This window comes from Xanthomonas sontii, assembly GCF_040529055.1.
Taxonomy (GTDB): Bacteria; Pseudomonadota; Gammaproteobacteria; order Xanthomonadales; family Xanthomonadaceae; genus Xanthomonas_A; species Xanthomonas_A sontii.
In genome coordinates, this window is record NZ_CP132342.1 from 3,284,989 (window position 1) to 3,301,856 (window position 16,868).

The following is a 16,868-nucleotide window of genomic DNA, read 5'->3' on the forward strand; positions in this document are numbered from 1 at the left end:
CACGCCTTGAACTGCCGGCGTCAGGCCGGCAGCGGCCGTGCGCCCGCGCGCGCGGCCGGTGGCGCCGGCGGCCGCTGCGCCGCCTTCCACCGCGAGCAGCGCCGGCGATGAGCCGGATCCGCTGGCTGCACCAGCTCGATGCGGTCGCCGCCGCCGACTGGGACGCCCTGCACGACGGTCGCAATCCCTTCGTCGCCCACGCCTTCCTGGCCGGCCTGGAGCAGCACGGCTGCCTGCGCCCGGACTGGGGCTGGAGTCCGCTGCATCTCACCGTGTGGGACGGCGCGGCGCTGGTCGCGGCAGCGCCCGGCTACGTCAAAAGCAACTCGCACGGCGAATTCGTGTTCGACCATGCCTGGGCGCATGCCTACGCGCGCTACGGCCAGGACTACTTCCCAAAGTGGCTGTGCGCGGTGCCCTACTCGCCGGTGACCGGGCCGCGGCTGCTCGCCCGCGATCTGGCGGCGCAGCAGGAACTGCTCGCGGCCATGCAGGCGCTGACCGAGCGCACCGGCCTGTCCTCGGCCCACGTCAATTTCCACCGCGCCGACGAGGACGCCGCGTTCGACGCCGACTGGCTGGAACGCAACGACGTGCAGTACCAGTGGCACAACGATACCGGCTGGACCGGGTTCGACGATTACCTGGGCGCGATGGACCACAAACACCGCAAGAACATCCGCCAGGAGCGAGCCAAGGTGCAGCGCGCCGGCATCGGCTTCCGCGTGCTGCACGGCGACGAGGCCAGCGCCGCCGACCTGCAGGCGATGTACGGCTTCTATCTGCGCACCTTCGACGACTACGGCAATTCGCCGGCGCTGACCCTGAACTTCTTTTCGCACCTTGCGCGCACGATGCCGCGCAACCTGCTGATCTTCCTGGCCATCCATGACGGCACGCCAGTGGCCGGTGCGTTCTGCCTGCGCGGCGGCGACACCCTGTACGGCCGTTACTGGGGCGGCGAGCCCCTGCCCGGCCTGCACTTCGAGACCTGCTACTACCAGGGCATCGAGTACTGCCTGCGCGAGGGCCTGACCCGCTTCGAGCCGGGCGCGCAGGGCCAGCACAAGATCGCCCGCGGCTTCCTGCCGCGGCTGGTGCGCAGCCGCCACTGGATCGCCGACCCCGGCTTCCGCGTGCCGCTGGCCGACTGGTGCGCGCAGGAGCGCGCCGAGGTGCGCCAGCACGCGGCGGCGCTGCAGCGCCACTCGCCGTTCCGCCACGACGCCTGAGGCATCGGCTACGCTGCCGGCGATGCGTCGTCTCCCTGTCCTGCTCGCGGCCGATCCCGCCGCCCCGTTCCCACCGCCGTCCAGTGCCCTGCGCGAGCCGGACGGCCTGCTCGCGGTCGGCGGCGACCTGTCGCCGACGCGCCTGCTCGCGGCCTACGCCCAGGGCATCTTCCCCTGGTACTCCGACGGCGAGCCGATCCTGTGGTGGAGTCCGGACCCGCGCACCGTGTTCCGCAGCGACGGCGTGCGCCTGTCCTCGCGCTTCCGCCGCAGCCTGCGCCACTGTCCGTGGACCGTGCGCGCCGACACCGCCTTCGCCCAGGTCATCGATGCCTGCGCGCAACTCCCCCGCCGCGGCCAGGACGGCACCTGGATCACCGCGCCGATGCGCGACGCCTATCTGGCCCTGCACCAGGCCGGCCACGCACATTCGGTGGAAGTGTTCGACGGCGACGAGCTGGTCGGCGGCATCTATGGGGTGGCGCGCGGGCGCATGTTCTTCGGCGAGAGCATGTTCAGTGCGCGCAGCGGCGGCTCCAAGGTCGCGCTGGCGGCACTGGCGCGGCGCCTGCACGGCTGGGGCTGGCCGCTAATCGACGCGCAGGTGGAGAACGACCACCTGCTCAGCCTGGGCGCCGAGCGCTGGCCGCGTGCGCGGTTCCTGGACACCATCGCGCCGCTGGTGGCGGCGACTGCCGAGACCGCGCCGTGGACGCTGCGCTTCGGCACCCTGGCGGCCGCGGAACTGGCCCAGGGCTGAGCGGGATTAACGCAAACTTTGCATGGCGCGGCCCAGGCGAGTAAAATCCTCGCTCTTCAGGCCTTTGGCCGTTCCGAATCGCACAGGATTACATGTCGAAAGACGACTCCATCGAATTCGAAGGCACCGTCAGCGAGACGTTGCCCAATACCACGTTCCGGGTCAAGCTGGAAAACGGGCACGAAATCATCGCCCACATCTCCGGCCGCATGCGCAAGAACTACATCCGCATCCTGACCGGCGACCGGGTGAAGGTCGAAATGACCCCGTACGACCTGACCAAGGGTCGCATCACCTACCGCATGAAGTAATCCGCCCCGGGCGGACATGAAGAAGGCGGCCACTGGCCGCCTTTCACGTCTGCAACGATGGAACCACGGTGACCTCGCCAGGCGGCTGCAGCCTCTGCAGCCGCCTTTCGTCGTGCCCGTCGCCTGGTCCGGCCTCAGTCCACCGTCGCCGGCAGCAGGCGCTCCGGCTCGGCCTGCGTATCGACCACCAGCTCGCCGTCGCGCACGTCGATGGTGACACGGCCGCCGTTGACCAGCTTGCCGAACAGCAGCTCGTCGGCCAGCGGGCGCTTGACCTTGTCCTGGATCACCCGCGCCATGGGCCGCGCGCCCATCAGCGGGTCGAAGCCGTGCTGGGCCAGCCAGTCGCGCGCGGTCGGGGTCGCTGACAGCGACACGTGCTTCTCCTGCAGCAGCATCTCCAGCTCGATCACGAACTTGTCGACCACGCGCAGGATGTGGCTGAAGGCCAACGGCTGGAACTGCACCACCGCGTCCAGGCGGTTGCGGAACTCCGGGGTGAAGCTGCGGCGGATGATCTCCATCGCATCGGTGGAGTGGTCCTGCTGGGTGAAGCCGATCGAGCGCCGCGAGGCCTGGGTGGCACCGGCATTGGTGGTCATCACCAGGATCACGTTCTTGAAGTTGGCCTCGCGCCCGTTGGTGTCGGTGAGCACGCCGCGGTCCATGACCTGCAACAGGATGTTGAAGATGTCCGGATGCGCCTTCTCCACCTCGTCCAGCAGCAGCACGCAGTGCGGGGTCTTGACGATCTTCTCGGTCAACAGGCCGCCCTGGTCGAAGCCGACGTAGCCCGGGGGCGCGCCGATCAGGCGGCTGATCGAATGCGGCTCCATGTACTCGGACATGTCGAAGCGCACCAGCTCGATGCCCAGTTGCAGCGCCAGCTGCTTGGTGACCTCGGTCTTGCCCACGCCGGTGGGGCCGGCGAACAGGAAGTTGCCGATCGGCTTTTCCGGATTGGCCAGGCCCGAGCGCGCCAGCTTGATCGACGAGGCCAGCGTCTCGATCGCCGGATCCTGGCCGAAGATCACCATCTTCAGGTTGCGCTCTAGGTGCTGCAGCACGTCCTTGTCGGTGGCGCTGACCTGCTTGGCCGGGATCCGCGCCATCTTGGCGACGATGGTCTCGATCTCCTCGATGTCGATCAGTTCCTTGCGCTGGCCTTCCGGCAGCAGCCGCTGGCGCGCGCCGGCCTCGTCGATCACGTCGATCGCCTTGTCCGGCAGCAACCGGTCGCCGATGTGCTTGACCGACAGGTCCACCGCCGCCTGCAACGCGTCGTCGGCGTAGGTCACGCCGTGGTGCGCCTCGTACTTGGGCTTGAGGCCCTGCAGGATCTCGAAGGTTTCGCCCACGGTCGGCTCGACGATGTCGATCTTCTGGAAGCGCCGCGCCAGGGCACGGTCCTTCTCGAAGATGCCGCGGTATTCCTGGAACGTGGTCGAACCGATGCAGCGCAGCTCGCCCGAAGACAGCGCCGGCTTGATCAGGTTGGAGGCGTCCATGGTGCCGCCGGAGGCGGAACCTGCGCCGATGATGGTGTGGATCTCGTCGATGAACAGCACCGCGTTGGGCACCTTCTTCAGCGAGGTCAGCACGCCCTTCAGGCGCTTCTCGAAGTCGCCGCGGTATTTGGTGCCAGCGACCAGCGCGCCCAGGTCGAGCGAGAAGATCACCGCGTCGGCCAGCACCTCAGGCACCGTGCCCTCGACGATGCGCTTGGCCAGGCCCTCGGCGATGGCGGTTTTGCCGACACCGGCCTCGCCCACGTACAGCGGGTTGTTCTTGCGGCGGCGGCACAGCACCTGGATGGTGCGCTCGATCTCGTCGGCACGGCCCACCAGCGGGTCGATGCGGCCGTTGCGGGCCTGCTCGTTCAGATTGGTGGCGTACTCGGCCAGTGCGTCGCCCTTGGGCTCGCCCTCGCCCGCCTCGCCCTTGGGCTCGCCGTCGGACGGCGCGGCGTGCTCGCCGTCCTCGCCCATCTTGGCGATGCCATGGGACAGGTAGTTGACGATGTCCAGGCGGGTGATGTCCTGCTGGTTCAGGAAGTACACCGCGTGCGAATCCTTCTCGCCGAAGATCGCCACCAGCACGTTGGCGCCGCTGACTTCCTTCTTGCCCGAGGACTGCACGTGGTAGACCGCCCGCTGCAGCACCCGCTGGAAGCCCAGGGTGGGCTGGGTGTCGCGGCCATCGTCGTCGGCCAGGCGCGCCACCGAGGCTTCGATGGCCTGTTCCAGGTCGCCGCGCAGGCGGTCGACGTCGGCGCCGCAGGCCTTGAGCACGGCCTGGGCGGAGGGATTGTCGAGCAATGCCAACAGCAGGTGCTCCACCGTCATGAACTCATGACGGGCTTCCCGGGCGCGCTTGTAGCACTGGCCGATGGTCTGCTCGAGATCTTTGCTGAACATGGTGTACTCCGACGTCTGTTGCCGACAATATGTGGCTTGAGTTGCGAATTTCCACAACCCTATCGGATCAGTGTGTTCACACCGCGTTAGTCCGGGCAAACCGGTGACCGACGCCTCCCACTATCAGGCTTTTTCCATCGTGCACAACAGGGGATGCTGGTTCATCCGCGAGAACTCGTTCACCTGAGCTACCTTGGATTCAGCCACCTCGCGGGTATAGACCCCGCACACCCCGCGGCCGCGGGTATGCACGTGCAGCATCACCTGGGTGGCGCGCTCCAGGTCCAGGGAGAAGAACTGCTGCAGCACGGTCACCACGAAGTCCATCGGGGTGTAGTCGTCGTTCAGCAGCAGCACCTGATACATGGGCGGGCGGGCGACTTCCGGCTTGCCGGTCTCCACCATGACGCCATGATCGTGCTCGGGGGAATTCTTGCGGGGCATCCGCCCATTATATACGGGGGCCGCCGGCCAGGATTGGACGATCGCCGGCCCTGCCCGCACAATTCCCCTCCTTTCGATGGCGCTCCGCATGCATTCGACGATGTTCCCCAAGCTTCCGCTGCTCGCCGCGCTGCTCGCCGCCGCCCTGCCGGCCGCCGCCGAGACGCCGGATGCGGCGCTGGGCAAGCGCCTGCAGGCGCTGGGCTACGACGTACAGGCGGACGAGGACGGCGACTACCAGGTGCTGTTCGGCCTGCGCGACCACGGGCAGGAGCGCAAGCAGCTGACCTATGTGCGCTCGCCGGTGGAGACCTTCGGCAGCTACCGCATCCGCGAGGTGTGGTCGCCGGCCTACCAGGCGCAGGGCGACAGCCTGCCCGCCAAGGTCGCCAATCGGCTGCTGGAGGATGCGCAGTCGGACATCCTCGGCGGCTGGGTGCGCCAGGGCGGCACGGCGGTGTTCGTGGTCAAGATCCCCGCCGATGCCGACGATGCGGCGCTGCGCGAGGCGCTGGAGGCGGCCGCGCGTGGCGCCGATGCGATGGACGCCGAACTGAACGGCGGCAAGGACCTGTTCTGATGACGGCGGCCGCGGAACCCTGGCAGCCGGACGTGACCGTGGCCACGGTGGTGGTGCGCGACGGACGCCTGCTGCAGGTCGAGGAAGCCATCGCCGGTGCGCTGGTGTTGAACCAGCCGGCCGGCCACCTGGAGCCGGACGAGCGCCTGATCGAGGCCGCGGTGCGCGAGACGCTGGAGGAAACCGGCTGGCAGGTGCAGCCGACCGCGTTCATCGGCGCCTACCAGTGGAAGGCCGACACCGGCCGCCACTACTTGCGCTTCGCCTTCGCCGCCGATCCGGTCGCGCACGATGCGCAGCGGCCGCTGGACACCGGCATCGTGCGCGCGCTGTGGATGACCCCGGCCGAACTGGAGGCCGAAGCGCCGCGCTGGCGCAGCCCGCTGGTGTGGCAGGTGGTGGCCGACTACCTGGCCGGGCGCCGCTACCCGCTGGATCTGCTGCGGCAGGTGGCATGAGCGGTGCAGCGGTCATGGTCGGGGTCTCCGGCGGCGTGGATTCGTCGGTGGCGGCCTGGCAGCTGGTCCAGCAGGGCGCGGCGGCGGTGTCCGGCCTGTTCATGCAGAACTGGGCCGACGACGGCAGCGGCGACTGCCGTGCCGACGACGATCGCCGCGATGCGGTGGCGGTGTGCGGGCGACTGGGCATCCCCTTCCATTTCCGCGACTTTTCGCAGGAGTACTGGCAAGGCGTGTTCGCGCACTTCCTGGCCGAATATGCCGCCGGGCGCACGCCCAACCCGGACGTGCTGTGCAACCGCGAGGTCAAGTTCAAGCATTTCCTGGACGCGGCGCGGGAACTCGGCGCCGAGCGCATCGCCACCGGCCACTACGCGCGGGTGGACAGCCTCGGCGGCCGCTGGCGGCTGCTGCGCGGGCTGGACCGCAACAAGGACCAGAGCTACTTCCTGCACCAGCTGGGCCAGGCGCAACTGGCCGCGACCCTGTTCCCGGTCGGCGAACTGCCCAAGGAACAGGTGCGCCGCATCGCCCGCGAAGCCGGCCTGCCGACCCACGCCAAGAAGGATTCCACCGGCATCTGCTTCATCGGCGAACGCGATTTCCGCGAATTCCTCGGCCGCTACCTGCCGGCGCGGCGCGGCGAGATCCGCGACCCGCACGAGCAGGTCGTGGCCGAGCATCCGGGGGTGTTCTACTTCACCCTGGGCCAGCGCGAGGGCCTGAACATCGGCGGGGTGCGCGGCCGCGCCGCGGCGCCGTGGTACGTGGTCGGCAAGGACGTCGCCCGCAACGTGCTGTACGTCGACCAGGACCGCGACAGCCCCTACCTGATGGCCAACGGGCTGCAGTCCGAGGCCGCTCACTGGATCGCCGGTGCGCCGCCGGCGCAGCGCTTCGAGTGCACCGCGCAGACCCGCTATCGCCAGGCCGACGAGCCCTGCACGGTCGAGGTCGGCGACGACGGCACCCTGTCGGTCCGCTTCGCGCGCCCGCAGCGCGCCGTCACCCCCGGGCAGTCGCTGGTGCTGTACCAGGGCGAGGAATGCCTGGGCGGCGCCGTGATCGCCACCACCGATGCCCCGCTGGAGCGCCGCCTGGCGCAGCAGGCCCCCGCCGTACACGAGGACCCGATTCGATGACCGATTCCATGGACGCGCGCATGCTGGCGCTGGCGGGCATGGCCCAGGCCCTGCAGCAGGTGCGGCGCATTGCCGAGACCGGCCAGTCGGAGGCGTCGCTGGTGCGCACCCTGCTCGACAGCGTGTTCCGCATCGACGCATCCAGCCCCGAAGCGGTCTATGGCCGCCGTGCCGACCTGGCGCCGGGGCTGCGCCTGCTGCACAACTACTTCCGCAACCAGGGCCAGGACGAGGTGCTGCCGCGGCTGGCGCTGGCGGTGATCCAGCTGGAACGGCGCTTCGCCGGCGATGCCGAGACCGACGCCAAGGTCGATGCCGGCCTGGCCCGGATCGCGCCGCTGCTGGAGCGCCATGCCGACAGCACCCACCCCGAGGTGATCGCGGCGTTGGGCCAGCTCTACGCCGACACCATCAGCCACCTGCGCCCGCGGGTGATGGTGCAGGGCAACCCGCATTACCTCGGTCAGGCCGGGGTGGTGGCGGAGATCCGCGCGCTGCTGCTGGCGGCGGTGCGTTCGGCGGTGCTGTGGCGGCAGATGGGCGGCAGCCTGTGGGATTTCCTGCTGGCCAAGCGGCGCATGCGCGAGACTGTGGACCGCGCCTTGCGCTGAGTCCCCGGGGTGCCGGCGCCGGGCCGGCAGCGCGCCGCCCGCGGTGGTTCTGCGACGCGGATCGTACGAATGTCGGCAGGTTTCGATGATCCGCGCACCGCGTTGCTAAAGACCCGGGGGGGGCGGCCGATACAGCAATCGTGAATCTGCCGAGAACTTCCATGTACTCACGCCTCCTGATCCGTCTGGCCGCCCCGCTCGCCCTGACGCTGCTGTTCCCCATCGCCGCCGGCTTCGATTGGCCGGCCCCGGTCCGTTGGGCCATCCTCACCACCATGACGCTGAGCTGGCTCGGTTTCGCCGGCTGGACCGCGTACAGCCAGAGCCGGCGCTCGCCGGAGCAGGCCAAGGTCATGCGCGAGCAGGACCACCTGCTGACCGAGCTGCGCAGCTTCGTCGGCAACGAGATCGAGGGCTCGCGCTCGGAGATCGAACGTGCCCGCGAACTGATCCGCCAGGCGGTCAGCGGCCTGGGTGGCAGCTTCGAGGCGATGAACCGCAAGTCGCGGCAGCAGAGCGTGGCGCTGGCCCGCATCGTCGACCGCGCCGGCGAAGACGGCGGCGCCGGGGTGGACGTGGCCCGCTTCGCCCAGCATGCCAGCCAGCGCATGGAGCAGCTGGTCGAGGCGCTGGAGCAGGTCAGCGGCCAGAGCAGCACCACGGTGCACTACATCGACGACATGTCCCAGCACCTGGACGGCATCTTCGCCCTGCTGGAGGACGTCAAGTCGATCGCCGACCAGACCAATCTGCTGGCGCTGAACGCGGCGATCGAAGCGGCGCGCGCCGGCGAGGCGGGCCGCGGCTTCGCGGTGGTGGCCGACGAGGTGCGCAACTTGTCCGAGCGCTCGACCACCTTCAACGAGCAGATCCGCAAGCTGGCGCACAGCTCCAAGGACGCCATCGCCAAGGTCCGCGAGACGGTCTCGAACATGGCCTCCCGCGACATGGACCGCTCCCGCGAGGCGCGGGCCGAGGCCGCGGCGATGCTGGACAACGTGGCCGCGATCAACCACTCGCTGGGCGACGGCATGCGCGAGATCTCCGAGTGCGGCCGCGCCATCGACAGCAGCGTCGCCGAAGCGGTGCGCGCCCTGCAGTTCGAGGACATCGCCACCCAGGCCCTGGGCGGCGTGCACACCCACCTGGACCGCCTGACCGCGATCAACCGCGAGGCCGTGGCGCTGCAGGAACTGCTGCACCGCAATGGCGGCGTGTTCGACCACGAACTGCTCGACGCCCTGCAGCGGGTCGGCAACCGCCTGCGCGACATGCGCACCGAGTGGGAGCGTCCGCCGCACAAGCCGGTGGCGCAGCAGAGCATGGGTGCCGGCACGGTCGAGTTGTTCTAAGTCCGCCTTGTCGCGCTCCGCGCCATGAACCGACGAGTCCCCGGCCCCTGCCGGGGCTTGTCGTCTCTGCCCTTCCCGTCCGGCCCCGTCGATGTCGATGCATCTCCAGTCCCTGTCCCGAGTTGCGGCCATGTCCTGCGATGACAGCAGCAGCGCGCACGTGCCTGCGTCCGAGCCGGTGGCCGCACCCGGCATCCGGCCTGTGACCGCACCGCGCCAGCCCGGCCACGCCCTGCGACGGCTGGAAACGCTGGCCCAGGCCGAACTGCGGCAGTTGCTGATCGCACGCGCACCGGCGCAGCAGGACGCGCGCATCGCCGACCCGGTCTGGGCCGGCCTGGCCTGGGACATGTGCCTCAACGGCAGCGCGGTCGCCGCTGCCGGCACGCCGGCGCCGCTGGTGCACTTTCCGCTGTACGACGGCGATTGAGTCGATCGCGGCGGTTGCGATCGCGCGCGGCGAGCGGGGCCTGGTGTAGGCCTGCGTCCAGCGCGTCGCCAAACGTTTCATCCCAGCTGGTTATTGTAGATTTCGCCTGACGCATAAGGCCCAACCAGTCATGCGCGCTCCTGCAAGGAGACAGCCAATCTCGCTACACCAAGCCAAAAGGCAGCGATGCGCGATGCCATTCGGTCGCGAAACGCGAGCGACACATGCCTGGCCGGCCGCCTGCAGTCGGGACTGAAGTCCCTCCCACAACGACCCCGATCAGATCGCGACATCGTTGCTGCAAAGGCGCATTCGGCGGCGAGCTACGACACATCGACCGACCCGCGTCGCATCCAGGCGCGCGCCTGAACCCTTCTCCCAATCGCGAGCGCCCGGCCGTGGAAAAGCGTCGCTGTGGGAGCGACTTCAGTCGCGACGCGCGATGCCGTCCGGCGCTTCGATGCGCCTGCAGTCGGGACTGAAGTCCCTCCCACAACGACTCCGACCAGATTGCGACATCGTTGCTGCAAGGCGCATTGAGCGGCGAGCAAGGCCATGCCTGACGCCGTTCCTGCAATGTTGGCCGTGGGGTCGCGGCTGAAGCCGAAACTGCGCACAGCCTACCCCCCGCCCGATCAGCTCGGATTCTCCAGCGAGAACAGGTCCGCCTGCTTGTCGTAGGCGAAGTACTCGGCGTAGCGCGCCCAGCTGGTGACCGCCTGGACCGTCTCCGCCGCGTAGGCCTCGGACATGTGGTCTTCCAGTTCGTCGCGGAAGCGGCGCGCCGGTGCGTGATGCGCCGGGCGTTCGTCGAGCACGCGGCGGATGTGCGCGGCCAGCGGCACGTAGGTGGCCAGGTGCTGGGCGAACAGTTGCTTGCGCGCGTCGGTCCCGAGTTCGGCGAAGCGCTGCCCGGCCGGGGTCAGTTGCAGGTCGCCCTGTTCGAACACGGCGAAACGCAGCAGTTGCAGGGTCTCGGCGATCGGGAACAGTTCGTCCACTTCCAGCTGCAGGCCGGCCGCCAGCGGCGGCAGGTCGGCACGGCCGTGGTAGGGCTCGGCCGCCACCGCTTCGATCAGGCCGGCCAGCAGGTTGCTCGAGACGCGCGGCAAGACCATGGCGATGCCGCTGCCCGGGAACACGCCCTCGCGGGTCTGCGGCCGCTGCGGGCTGGCGGTCATGCGCGCATAGATGTCGTCGACCAGGGCGCGGAATGCCGGCGCCAGGCGATTGCGCGGCTGCGGCAGGGTCACTTCGATCTCGCCGATCACCCGCCCCGGATTGGCGCCGAAGATCACGATGCGATCGCACATCAGCACCGCTTCTTCGATGTTGTGGGTGACCATCAGGATCGATTCGATCGGCATGCGCCCTTCCGACCACAGGTCCAGCAGGTCGGTACGCAGGGTCTCGGCGGTCAGCACGTCCAGCGCCGAGAACGGCTCGTCCATCAGCAGCAGCTTCGGCCGTACCACCAGCGCCCGCGCCAGGCCCACGCGCTGACGCATGCCGCCGGACAGTTCCTTCGGGTAGGCGCCCTCGTAGCCGTCCAGGCCGATCAGGTCGATCGCCGCCAGGGCGCGCCGGCGGCGCTCGTCGGCGGCCACGCCGCGCGCCTCCAGGCCCACTTCCACGTTCTGCAGCACGGTCAGCCATGGGAACAGGGCGAAGCTCTGGAACACCATGGCGATGTCGTCGGCGACCTGGCCCGGCGCGGCATCGCGGAAGGCGATGCTGCCGGCGCTGGGCTGCAGCAGCCCGGCGATGGCGCGCAGCAGGGTCGACTTGCCCGAGCCGGAACGGCCGAGCAGGCCCACGATCTGTCCCGAATGCAGGGTCAGGTCGACGTCCTCCAGCACCACCAGCGGCGTCGCCCCGCCCTTGTCGTAGGTCTTGCGCACACCCTGCACGCGGACCAGCGGGGCGCGCTCGGGCACGCTTGCGGAATAGCTCATGGTCGGTCTCCAGGAATCAGTCGAAACGCAGGCGGCGTTCGGCGAAGACGTACAGACGTCGCCAGACCGCACGGTTGAAGAGGGTCACGAACAGCGACATCACCGCCACCCCGAGCAGCACCCGCGGGCCGTCGCCGGCGGCGGTGGCGCGGGCGATGTAGGCACCGAGGCCGTAGGCCTGCACCTGGGTGTGGCCCCAGCTGGCCAGCTCGGCCACGATGCTGGCGTTCCAGGAACCGCCGGAGGCGGTCAGCGCACCGGTGATGTAGTACGGGAAGATGCCGGGCAGGATCACCCGCCGCCACCAGGTCCACGAGCGCAGGTGGTAGATGGTGGCGGCCTCGCGCAGATCGGTGGGAAACGCGCTGGCGCCGGCGATCACGTTGAACAGGATGTACCACTGGGTGCCGAGGATCATCAGCGGCGACAGCCAGATGTTGGGATCGGCGCCGGTGCTGACGATGGCCAGCACCGCGAACGGGAACAGCACGTTGGCCGGGAACGCGGCCAGGAACTGCGCCAGCGGCTGCACCCGCTGCGCCACCTTCGGGCGCAGCCCGATCCACACCCCGATCGGCACCCACACCACGCTGGCCAGGGCGATCAGCACCACCACCCGCAGCAGCGTGGCCAGGCCGCCGCCGAAGGCCTCGGCCAGGTCGTGCAGGCCCAGGTGACGGCGACCGTAGTCGTAGGCGAACCACGCCGCGGCCGCACCGGCCAGGGCCAGCGCCGCGCTCCACAGCCGATCGCCCCACACCCCGCTGCGGCCGGGTGCCTGCGGCGCGGCCTGCAGTTGCGGCTGGCGCCGCGGCGTCCAGCGCACCAGCATGGCGCGCTGCCAGACCCAGGCCAGCGGCGCGACCAGGCGCTTGGCCAGGCGCGTGCGCCGCAGCAGGTCGTACAGCCACGACTGCGGCTTGTCCTGCGAGGCGGTGAGTTCGGCGCGGAACTTGTCCGACCAGGCCACGATCGGGCGGAACAGCAACTGGTCGTACAGGGCGATCAGCACCGCCATCGCCACCACCGCCCAGCCGACCGCGGCGAAGTTGCGCTGCGCGATCGCCAGCGCCAGGTACGAGCCGATGCCGGGCAATTCCAGGGTGTGGTCGCCGACGCTGATCGCCTCGGAAGCGACCACGAAGAACCAGCCGCCGGACATGGACATCATCATGTTCCAGATCAGCGAGGGCGTGGCGTACGGCGCCTCCAGCCGCCAGAAACGCTGCCAGGCGCTGAGCCCGAAACCGCGCGACACCTCGTCCAGGTCGCGCGGCACGTTGCGCAGCGACTGGTAGAACGAGAACGCCATGTTCCAGGCCTGGCTGGTGAAGATAGCGAAGATCGAAGCCAATTCGGCGCCGATCTGCCGGCCGGGGAACAGGCCCAGGAAGAAGGTCACGGTGAAGGTGAGGAAGCCCAGCACCGGCACCGACTGCAGGATGTCCAGCGCCGGCACGATCACCCGCTCGGCGCGCCGGCTCTTGGCGGCCAGGGTCGCCACCACGAAGGTGAACACCAGCGAGGCGGCCATCGCCGCGAACATGCGCAAGGTGGTGCGCAGGCCGTATTCGGGGAGCTGCCACAGCTCCAGCGACACCGCGGCGGTGCCGGCCGGCGGCAGCGGCGCGCGCATGTCGGATGCGCCGTGCAGCAGCAACGCACCCAGGCCCAGCAGCAGCGCGAACACCGCAAGATCGTGCAGGTTGGGCAGCACGCCGGGGCGTGCGGCGAGCTGTCCGGGCGCGGAGCGGTCGCGGGCGAATGGCAGCATGGGAAGATCCGGCAGGAGCGGCAGCGAACGCCGCAGGAAAAAGGACGCTGGCGCGGGTCGCGAAGCGGACCGCCCAGTGTGACCGGGGAAGATGTACGCCGTGCGTCAGCCGCTGCCGGCCGCGCGGGTGTCCCCAGACAATGCGGTGCACGCACGCCGTCGCCACACGACGCAACCGCGCAGCGACGGACGGCTCAGGGAGGATGGCGATGGCAGGCGCATGGGCGGCTCCGACGATGGGCAACGCCAGGGGCTACGCTCGGAGTCCTCGCGGATCGGGCTTGCGCACTCTCGGAATCAAGGCCAGCACCGCGCGGGGCTGGCGAACGATCCCGTCCTGAGCGGACGGGACCCATCTGGGACGACCCAGACCGTGGCGGTCCTGTCAGCTCTGTCGCTGCAGCGTCGGTCTAGGATGACTGTCCAAGGAAGGTGGCCTCTGGCCGGAAAACGATGGGCGCGCGCAGTATAGCCAGCTGCTGCGTCGCCGCAAGTCCGTGCGGCGCACGCGGCGCCGCACATTCACTGCGCAGCCAGCACCAGCCGCGGGTGTGTGGCCGGCGCCACCTGCTGGCGCGCGCGCAACCAGGCGGCCAGCTCGCGTGGCGGCAACGGCCGCGAGTGCAGATAGCCCTGGATCTCGTCGCAGCCCTGCTCGCGCAGCAAGGCCTCTTCCTGCACCGTTTCCACGCCTTCGGCCACCACCTGCATGCCCAGCGCGTGACCGAGCTGCACGATCGCCTGGGTGACCTTGGCGGTGCCGCTGTCGTGCAGCATGTCCTGCACGAAGCTGCGGTCGATCTTCAGGCGCTGCACCGGGAAGCGATTGAGGTAATGCAGGTTGGAGAAGCCGGTGCCGAAGTCGTCGACCGCCAGCAGCACGCCTTCCTGCTCGAACAGTTCGAAGCAGCGGCGCAGCGATTCGCTGTCGCGGATCAGCGCCGACTCGGTCAGTTCCAGTTCCAGCCGCTTCGGCGACCAGCCATTGCGCTGGCACAGCTCGATCACCCGCTCGGCGAAGCCGCGGTCGCGCAACTGCATCGCCGAGACGTTCACCGAGACCCGGTCGAAGCTCAGCCCCGCCGCATCCCAGGCCGCGGCCTGGCGGCAGGCTTCGCCGATCACCCAGTCGCCCAGGCGCACGATCTCGCCGCATTCCTCGGCGATCGGAATGAACTCGGCCGGGTTGCAATGGCCGTGGCCGGGGCGGTGCCAGCGCAACAGCGCTTCCACCGCCGGCGCGCGCTCGCCCGCCGCGTGCACCAGCGGCTGGTACACCAGCGAGAACTCCTCGCGATCCAGCGCGCCATGCAGCGCATGCTCGATCTCCAGGCGCCGCTGCGCGCGCAGCAGCACGTCCTGGCTGTAGTAATGGCAGGTGTTGCGTCCGGACTCCTTGGCCGCGTACATCGCCGCGTCGGCGGCGCGCAGCAGGCCGTCGAAGTCCTGGCGCCCCTCCTCCATCAGCGCGATGCCGATGCTGGCGCCGATCTTGATCACGTTCTCGCCGCTGTGCAGCGGCTCGGCCAGCGCCGCGATCAGCTTGCGCGCCACGTGCCCGGCATCGCCCGGCTCGGCCAGGTCGCGCAGCACCACCAGGAACTCGTCGCCGCTGAAACGGCCGAACAGGTCGCTGGTGCGCAGTTGCTGATGCATGCGGGTGGCCGCCAGCTTCAGCAGCGCGTCGCCGGTGGCGTGGCCGAAGGAATCGTTGATGCTCTTGAAGCCGTCCAGGTCGACGAACAGCATCGCCAGCGTGGTGCCGCGCTCCACCGCCTCGTGCATCGCCTTCTCGGCCTGCTCGCGCAGCAGCTGCCGGTTCGGCAGGCCGGTCAGCAGGTCGTAATGGGCCAGCAGCTCGATGCGCTCGCTGGCCTCGCGTTCGCGGGTGATGTCGCGGAACAGCACCACGAAGCGCGGCGGCAGGCCGTCGCGTTCGTCCAGCTCGATCAGCACCTGCACCCAGATGCGCTGCCCGGACGGGCGGTGGAAGCACAGGTCCAGTTGCTCCGGCAGGCCGCCCTCGGTGATGCGCACCAGCGCCGACTCGAACGCATCGCGCGAGTCCTGGGTGTACAAGGCCAGCGCGTGATCCAGATCGATGGCCTCCTTGCGCAGGCCATGGATGCGGTAGCACTCCTCGGTCCACTGCATGCGCCGGGTGCCGACCTCGATCTCGCAGCCGCCTATCTTGCCCAGCGCCGAGACGCGGTTGAGCAGTTCGGTGCGCCAGCGGATCAGGGCGTCGGTCTGGCGCTGCTCGGTGATGTTCTGCACCTGGCCGAGCACGCGCTGGATGCGGCCGTCGGCCTCCACCTGCGGCTGCGCCCACACCCGCAGGTGCAGCGGCGACTCGCTGCCACACACCAGCTCGACCTCGAAGTTGGCCGGCTTGGCCTCGCGGGCCATGCGCCGCCAGACCGAGATCAGCTGCGCCATCGAATCGCGGCTGAGCAGGCGCAGCCATCCGCGGCTGCTCGGCGCCTGCTGTTCGTCCAGCCCGGTGACGCGCAGGAATTCGCGCGAGCACCACACCCGGTCGCGCAGCGGATCCCAGGACCAGCTGCCCATGCGGGTCATGCGCTGCGCCTCGCGCAGCAGGGTCTGCTGGTCGCGCAGGCGCTGCTCGAGCAGCTTCTGCTCGTGGATGTCGGTGTGCGTGCCGATCATGCGCAGCGGGCTGCCGTCGGCGGTGCGTGCGACGATGCGGCCGCGGTCCAGGATCCAGTGCCACTGCCCGTCCTGCCGGCGCAGGCGGAACTCGCACATATAGGTTTCGGTGCGGCCCTCGAAATGCGCGCGGATCGCCTGGCGCAGGCGCTCCTGGTCGTCGCCGTGGACCAGCGGCAGCAACGCGTTCAGGCCGTCGGCCGGGGCATCGCCGGCGTAGCCGAGCATCCGCTTCCAGCGCTCGGAGCGGAAGATGGTGTCGCTGGGGATGTCCCAGTCCCACAGCCCGTGCTCGGCGCTGTCCAGGGCGATCTCCCAGCGGGTGGCGCCATCGCTGCCGACCGGTTCGGGCACGCTGAGGGTGTAGGCCAGCAGGCCGCCGCTGTCGTCGCGCACCGCGCGCAGCCAGCCGTCCAGGCGTCGCCCGGCAGTGCCGGGCAAGGCGCAGGCCAGCATGGTCTCGCCGCCGAACAGGCGCTCGCGGGCCGCACGCAACAACTCGGCGTACGCCTCCACGGTGCGCGGCAGCTCCAGTGCCTGCGCTGCCCGGTTCGCCGCCAGCGGCCTGCCATCGGCGTCCAACAGGACGAGCGCCGAGGTGAGCGGGTGCTGCAGCAAGCTTGCGATGACGCCTTGATCCACGCCGAGATGCTCCGTTTCGCCGCCCTGAAGGCCAGCGGTCGAAGGTGATAACGGCACCCGGCGGCATTAATTGAGCGCCCGCACCGCCCG

At 69.6% G+C, this 16,868-nt stretch carries 14 protein-coding genes; 9 read left to right on the plus strand and 5 right to left on the minus strand.

Translation table 11 applies throughout. From position 1 onward, the window contains the following. Window positions 1-107: 107 nt before the first annotated feature. The 3 genes from RAB70_RS13810 to infA all read left to right on the plus strand — a co-directional run bounded on the left by RAB70_RS13810 (window position 108) and on the right by infA (window position 2,303). Window positions 108-1,232, plus strand: coding sequence for a GNAT family N-acetyltransferase (locus RAB70_RS13810; protein ID WP_148828694.1), 1,125 nt, complete (start codon window positions 108-110; stop codon window positions 1,230-1,232). Window positions 1,233-1,254: 22 nt separating this feature from the next. Continuing rightward, window positions 1,255-1,992, plus strand: a complete 738-nt coding sequence (gene aat / locus RAB70_RS13815; protein WP_148828693.1) for a leucyl/phenylalanyl-tRNA--protein transferase — start codon at window positions 1,255-1,257, stop codon at window positions 1,990-1,992. A 92-nt stretch (window positions 1,993-2,084) separates the two neighbouring features. Beyond that, window positions 2,085-2,303, plus strand: coding sequence for a translation initiation factor IF-1 (gene infA / locus RAB70_RS13820; RefSeq protein WP_004425677.1), 219 nt, complete (start codon window positions 2,085-2,087; stop codon window positions 2,301-2,303). A 134-nt stretch (window positions 2,304-2,437) separates the two neighbouring features. On the opposite strand, the gene clpA is transcribed toward infA, so the two are convergent. Next, on the minus strand, window positions 2,438-4,720 hold the full coding sequence (clpA, locus tag RAB70_RS13825; protein ID WP_017908259.1) for an ATP-dependent Clp protease ATP-binding subunit ClpA: 2,283 nt from the start codon (window positions 4,718-4,720) through the stop codon (window positions 2,438-2,440). Window positions 4,721-4,843: 123 nt separating this feature from the next. Next, on the minus strand, window positions 4,844-5,164 hold the full coding sequence (gene clpS / locus RAB70_RS13830) for an ATP-dependent Clp protease adapter ClpS (RefSeq protein ID WP_010341728.1): 321 nt from the start codon (window positions 5,162-5,164) through the stop codon (window positions 4,844-4,846). A gap of 76 nt (window positions 5,165-5,240) precedes the next feature. Between clpS and RAB70_RS13835 the strand changes: the two genes are divergently transcribed. From RAB70_RS13835 to RAB70_RS13860, 6 genes are all read left to right on the plus strand, one after another. Next, complete coding sequence (locus RAB70_RS13835) at window positions 5,241-5,744, plus strand: hypothetical protein (RefSeq protein ID WP_017908261.1); 504 nt, start codon at window positions 5,241-5,243, stop codon at window positions 5,742-5,744. After that, entirely contained in the window at window positions 5,744-6,202 is a 459-nt protein-coding gene (locus tag RAB70_RS13840; RefSeq protein ID WP_017913926.1) for an NUDIX hydrolase, read from the plus strand. The genes RAB70_RS13835 and RAB70_RS13840 overlap by 1 nt, the downstream gene beginning before the upstream one ends. Next, window positions 6,199-7,344, plus strand: a complete 1,146-nt coding sequence (gene mnmA / locus RAB70_RS13845) for a tRNA 2-thiouridine(34) synthase MnmA (RefSeq protein WP_148828692.1) — start codon at window positions 6,199-6,201, stop codon at window positions 7,342-7,344. Before RAB70_RS13840 ends, mnmA begins: the two co-directional genes overlap by 4 nt. Beyond that, window positions 7,341-7,955, plus strand: a complete 615-nt coding sequence (gene hflD / locus RAB70_RS13850; protein WP_148828691.1) for a high frequency lysogenization protein HflD — start codon at window positions 7,341-7,343, stop codon at window positions 7,953-7,955. Before mnmA ends, hflD begins: the two co-directional genes overlap by 4 nt. Before the next feature lie 161 nt (window positions 7,956-8,116). Next, a complete protein-coding gene (locus RAB70_RS13855; protein WP_017908265.1) occupies window positions 8,117-9,307 on the plus strand; it encodes a methyl-accepting chemotaxis protein in 1,191 nt (396 codons plus the stop codon). 130 nt (window positions 9,308-9,437) lie between these two features. Beyond that, on the plus strand, window positions 9,438-9,737 hold the full coding sequence (locus tag RAB70_RS13860) for a hypothetical protein (protein WP_148828690.1): 300 nt from the start codon (window positions 9,438-9,440) through the stop codon (window positions 9,735-9,737). Between the two features lie 635 nt (window positions 9,738-10,372). Here RAB70_RS13860 and RAB70_RS13865 read toward each other — a convergent pair. The 3 genes from RAB70_RS13865 to RAB70_RS13875 all read right to left on the minus strand — a co-directional run bounded on the left by RAB70_RS13865 (window position 10,373) and on the right by RAB70_RS13875 (window position 16,778). Next, on the minus strand, window positions 10,373-11,692 hold the full coding sequence (locus tag RAB70_RS13865) for an AAA-associated domain-containing protein (RefSeq protein WP_010341738.1): 1,320 nt from the start codon (window positions 11,690-11,692) through the stop codon (window positions 10,373-10,375). A 16-nt stretch (window positions 11,693-11,708) separates the two neighbouring features. Beyond that, window positions 11,709-13,466: an ABC transporter permease subunit gene (locus RAB70_RS13870; RefSeq protein ID WP_148828689.1), complete on the minus strand. Its 1,758-nt coding sequence runs from the start codon at window positions 13,464-13,466 to the stop codon at window positions 11,709-11,711. Window positions 13,467-13,988: 522 nt separating this feature from the next. Continuing rightward, window positions 13,989-16,778, minus strand: a complete 2,790-nt coding sequence (locus RAB70_RS13875) for a bifunctional diguanylate cyclase/phosphodiesterase (protein WP_043090834.1) — start codon at window positions 16,776-16,778, stop codon at window positions 13,989-13,991. Window positions 16,779-16,868 lie beyond the last annotated feature (90 nt).

What these genes read in the sequence shown, in the direction of transcription:
- infA (WP_004425677.1), top strand. Translation starts at nt 2,085, where the DNA reads ATGTCGAAAGACGACTCCATCGAATTCGAAGGCACCGTCAGCGAGACG.
- aat (WP_148828693.1), top strand. Translation starts at nt 1,255, where the DNA reads ATGCGTCGTCTCCCTGTCCTGCTCGCGGCCGATCCCGCCGCCCCGTTC.
- RAB70_RS13840 (WP_017913926.1), top strand. Translation starts at nt 5,744, where the DNA reads ATGACGGCGGCCGCGGAACCCTGGCAGCCGGACGTGACCGTGGCCACG.
- clpS (WP_010341728.1), bottom strand. Translation starts at nt 5,164, where the DNA reads ATGCCCCGCAAGAATTCCCCCGAGCACGATCATGGCGTCATGGTGGAG.
- RAB70_RS13855 (WP_017908265.1), top strand. Translation starts at nt 8,117, where the DNA reads ATGTACTCACGCCTCCTGATCCGTCTGGCCGCCCCGCTCGCCCTGACG.
- RAB70_RS13870 (WP_148828689.1), bottom strand. Translation starts at nt 13,466, where the DNA reads ATGCTGCCATTCGCCCGCGACCGCTCCGCGCCCGGACAGCTCGCCGCA.
- RAB70_RS13865 (WP_010341738.1), bottom strand. Translation starts at nt 11,692, where the DNA reads ATGAGCTATTCCGCAAGCGTGCCCGAGCGCGCCCCGCTGGTCCGCGTG.
- RAB70_RS13835 (WP_017908261.1), top strand. Translation starts at nt 5,241, where the DNA reads ATGGCGCTCCGCATGCATTCGACGATGTTCCCCAAGCTTCCGCTGCTC.
- hflD (WP_148828691.1), top strand. Translation starts at nt 7,341, where the DNA reads ATGACCGATTCCATGGACGCGCGCATGCTGGCGCTGGCGGGCATGGCC.
- RAB70_RS13860 (WP_148828690.1), top strand. Translation starts at nt 9,438, where the DNA reads ATGTCCTGCGATGACAGCAGCAGCGCGCACGTGCCTGCGTCCGAGCCG.
- mnmA (WP_148828692.1), top strand. Translation starts at nt 6,199, where the DNA reads ATGAGCGGTGCAGCGGTCATGGTCGGGGTCTCCGGCGGCGTGGATTCG.
- clpA (WP_017908259.1), bottom strand. Translation starts at nt 4,720, where the DNA reads ATGTTCAGCAAAGATCTCGAGCAGACCATCGGCCAGTGCTACAAGCGC.
- RAB70_RS13810 (WP_148828694.1), top strand. Translation starts at nt 108, where the DNA reads ATGAGCCGGATCCGCTGGCTGCACCAGCTCGATGCGGTCGCCGCCGCC.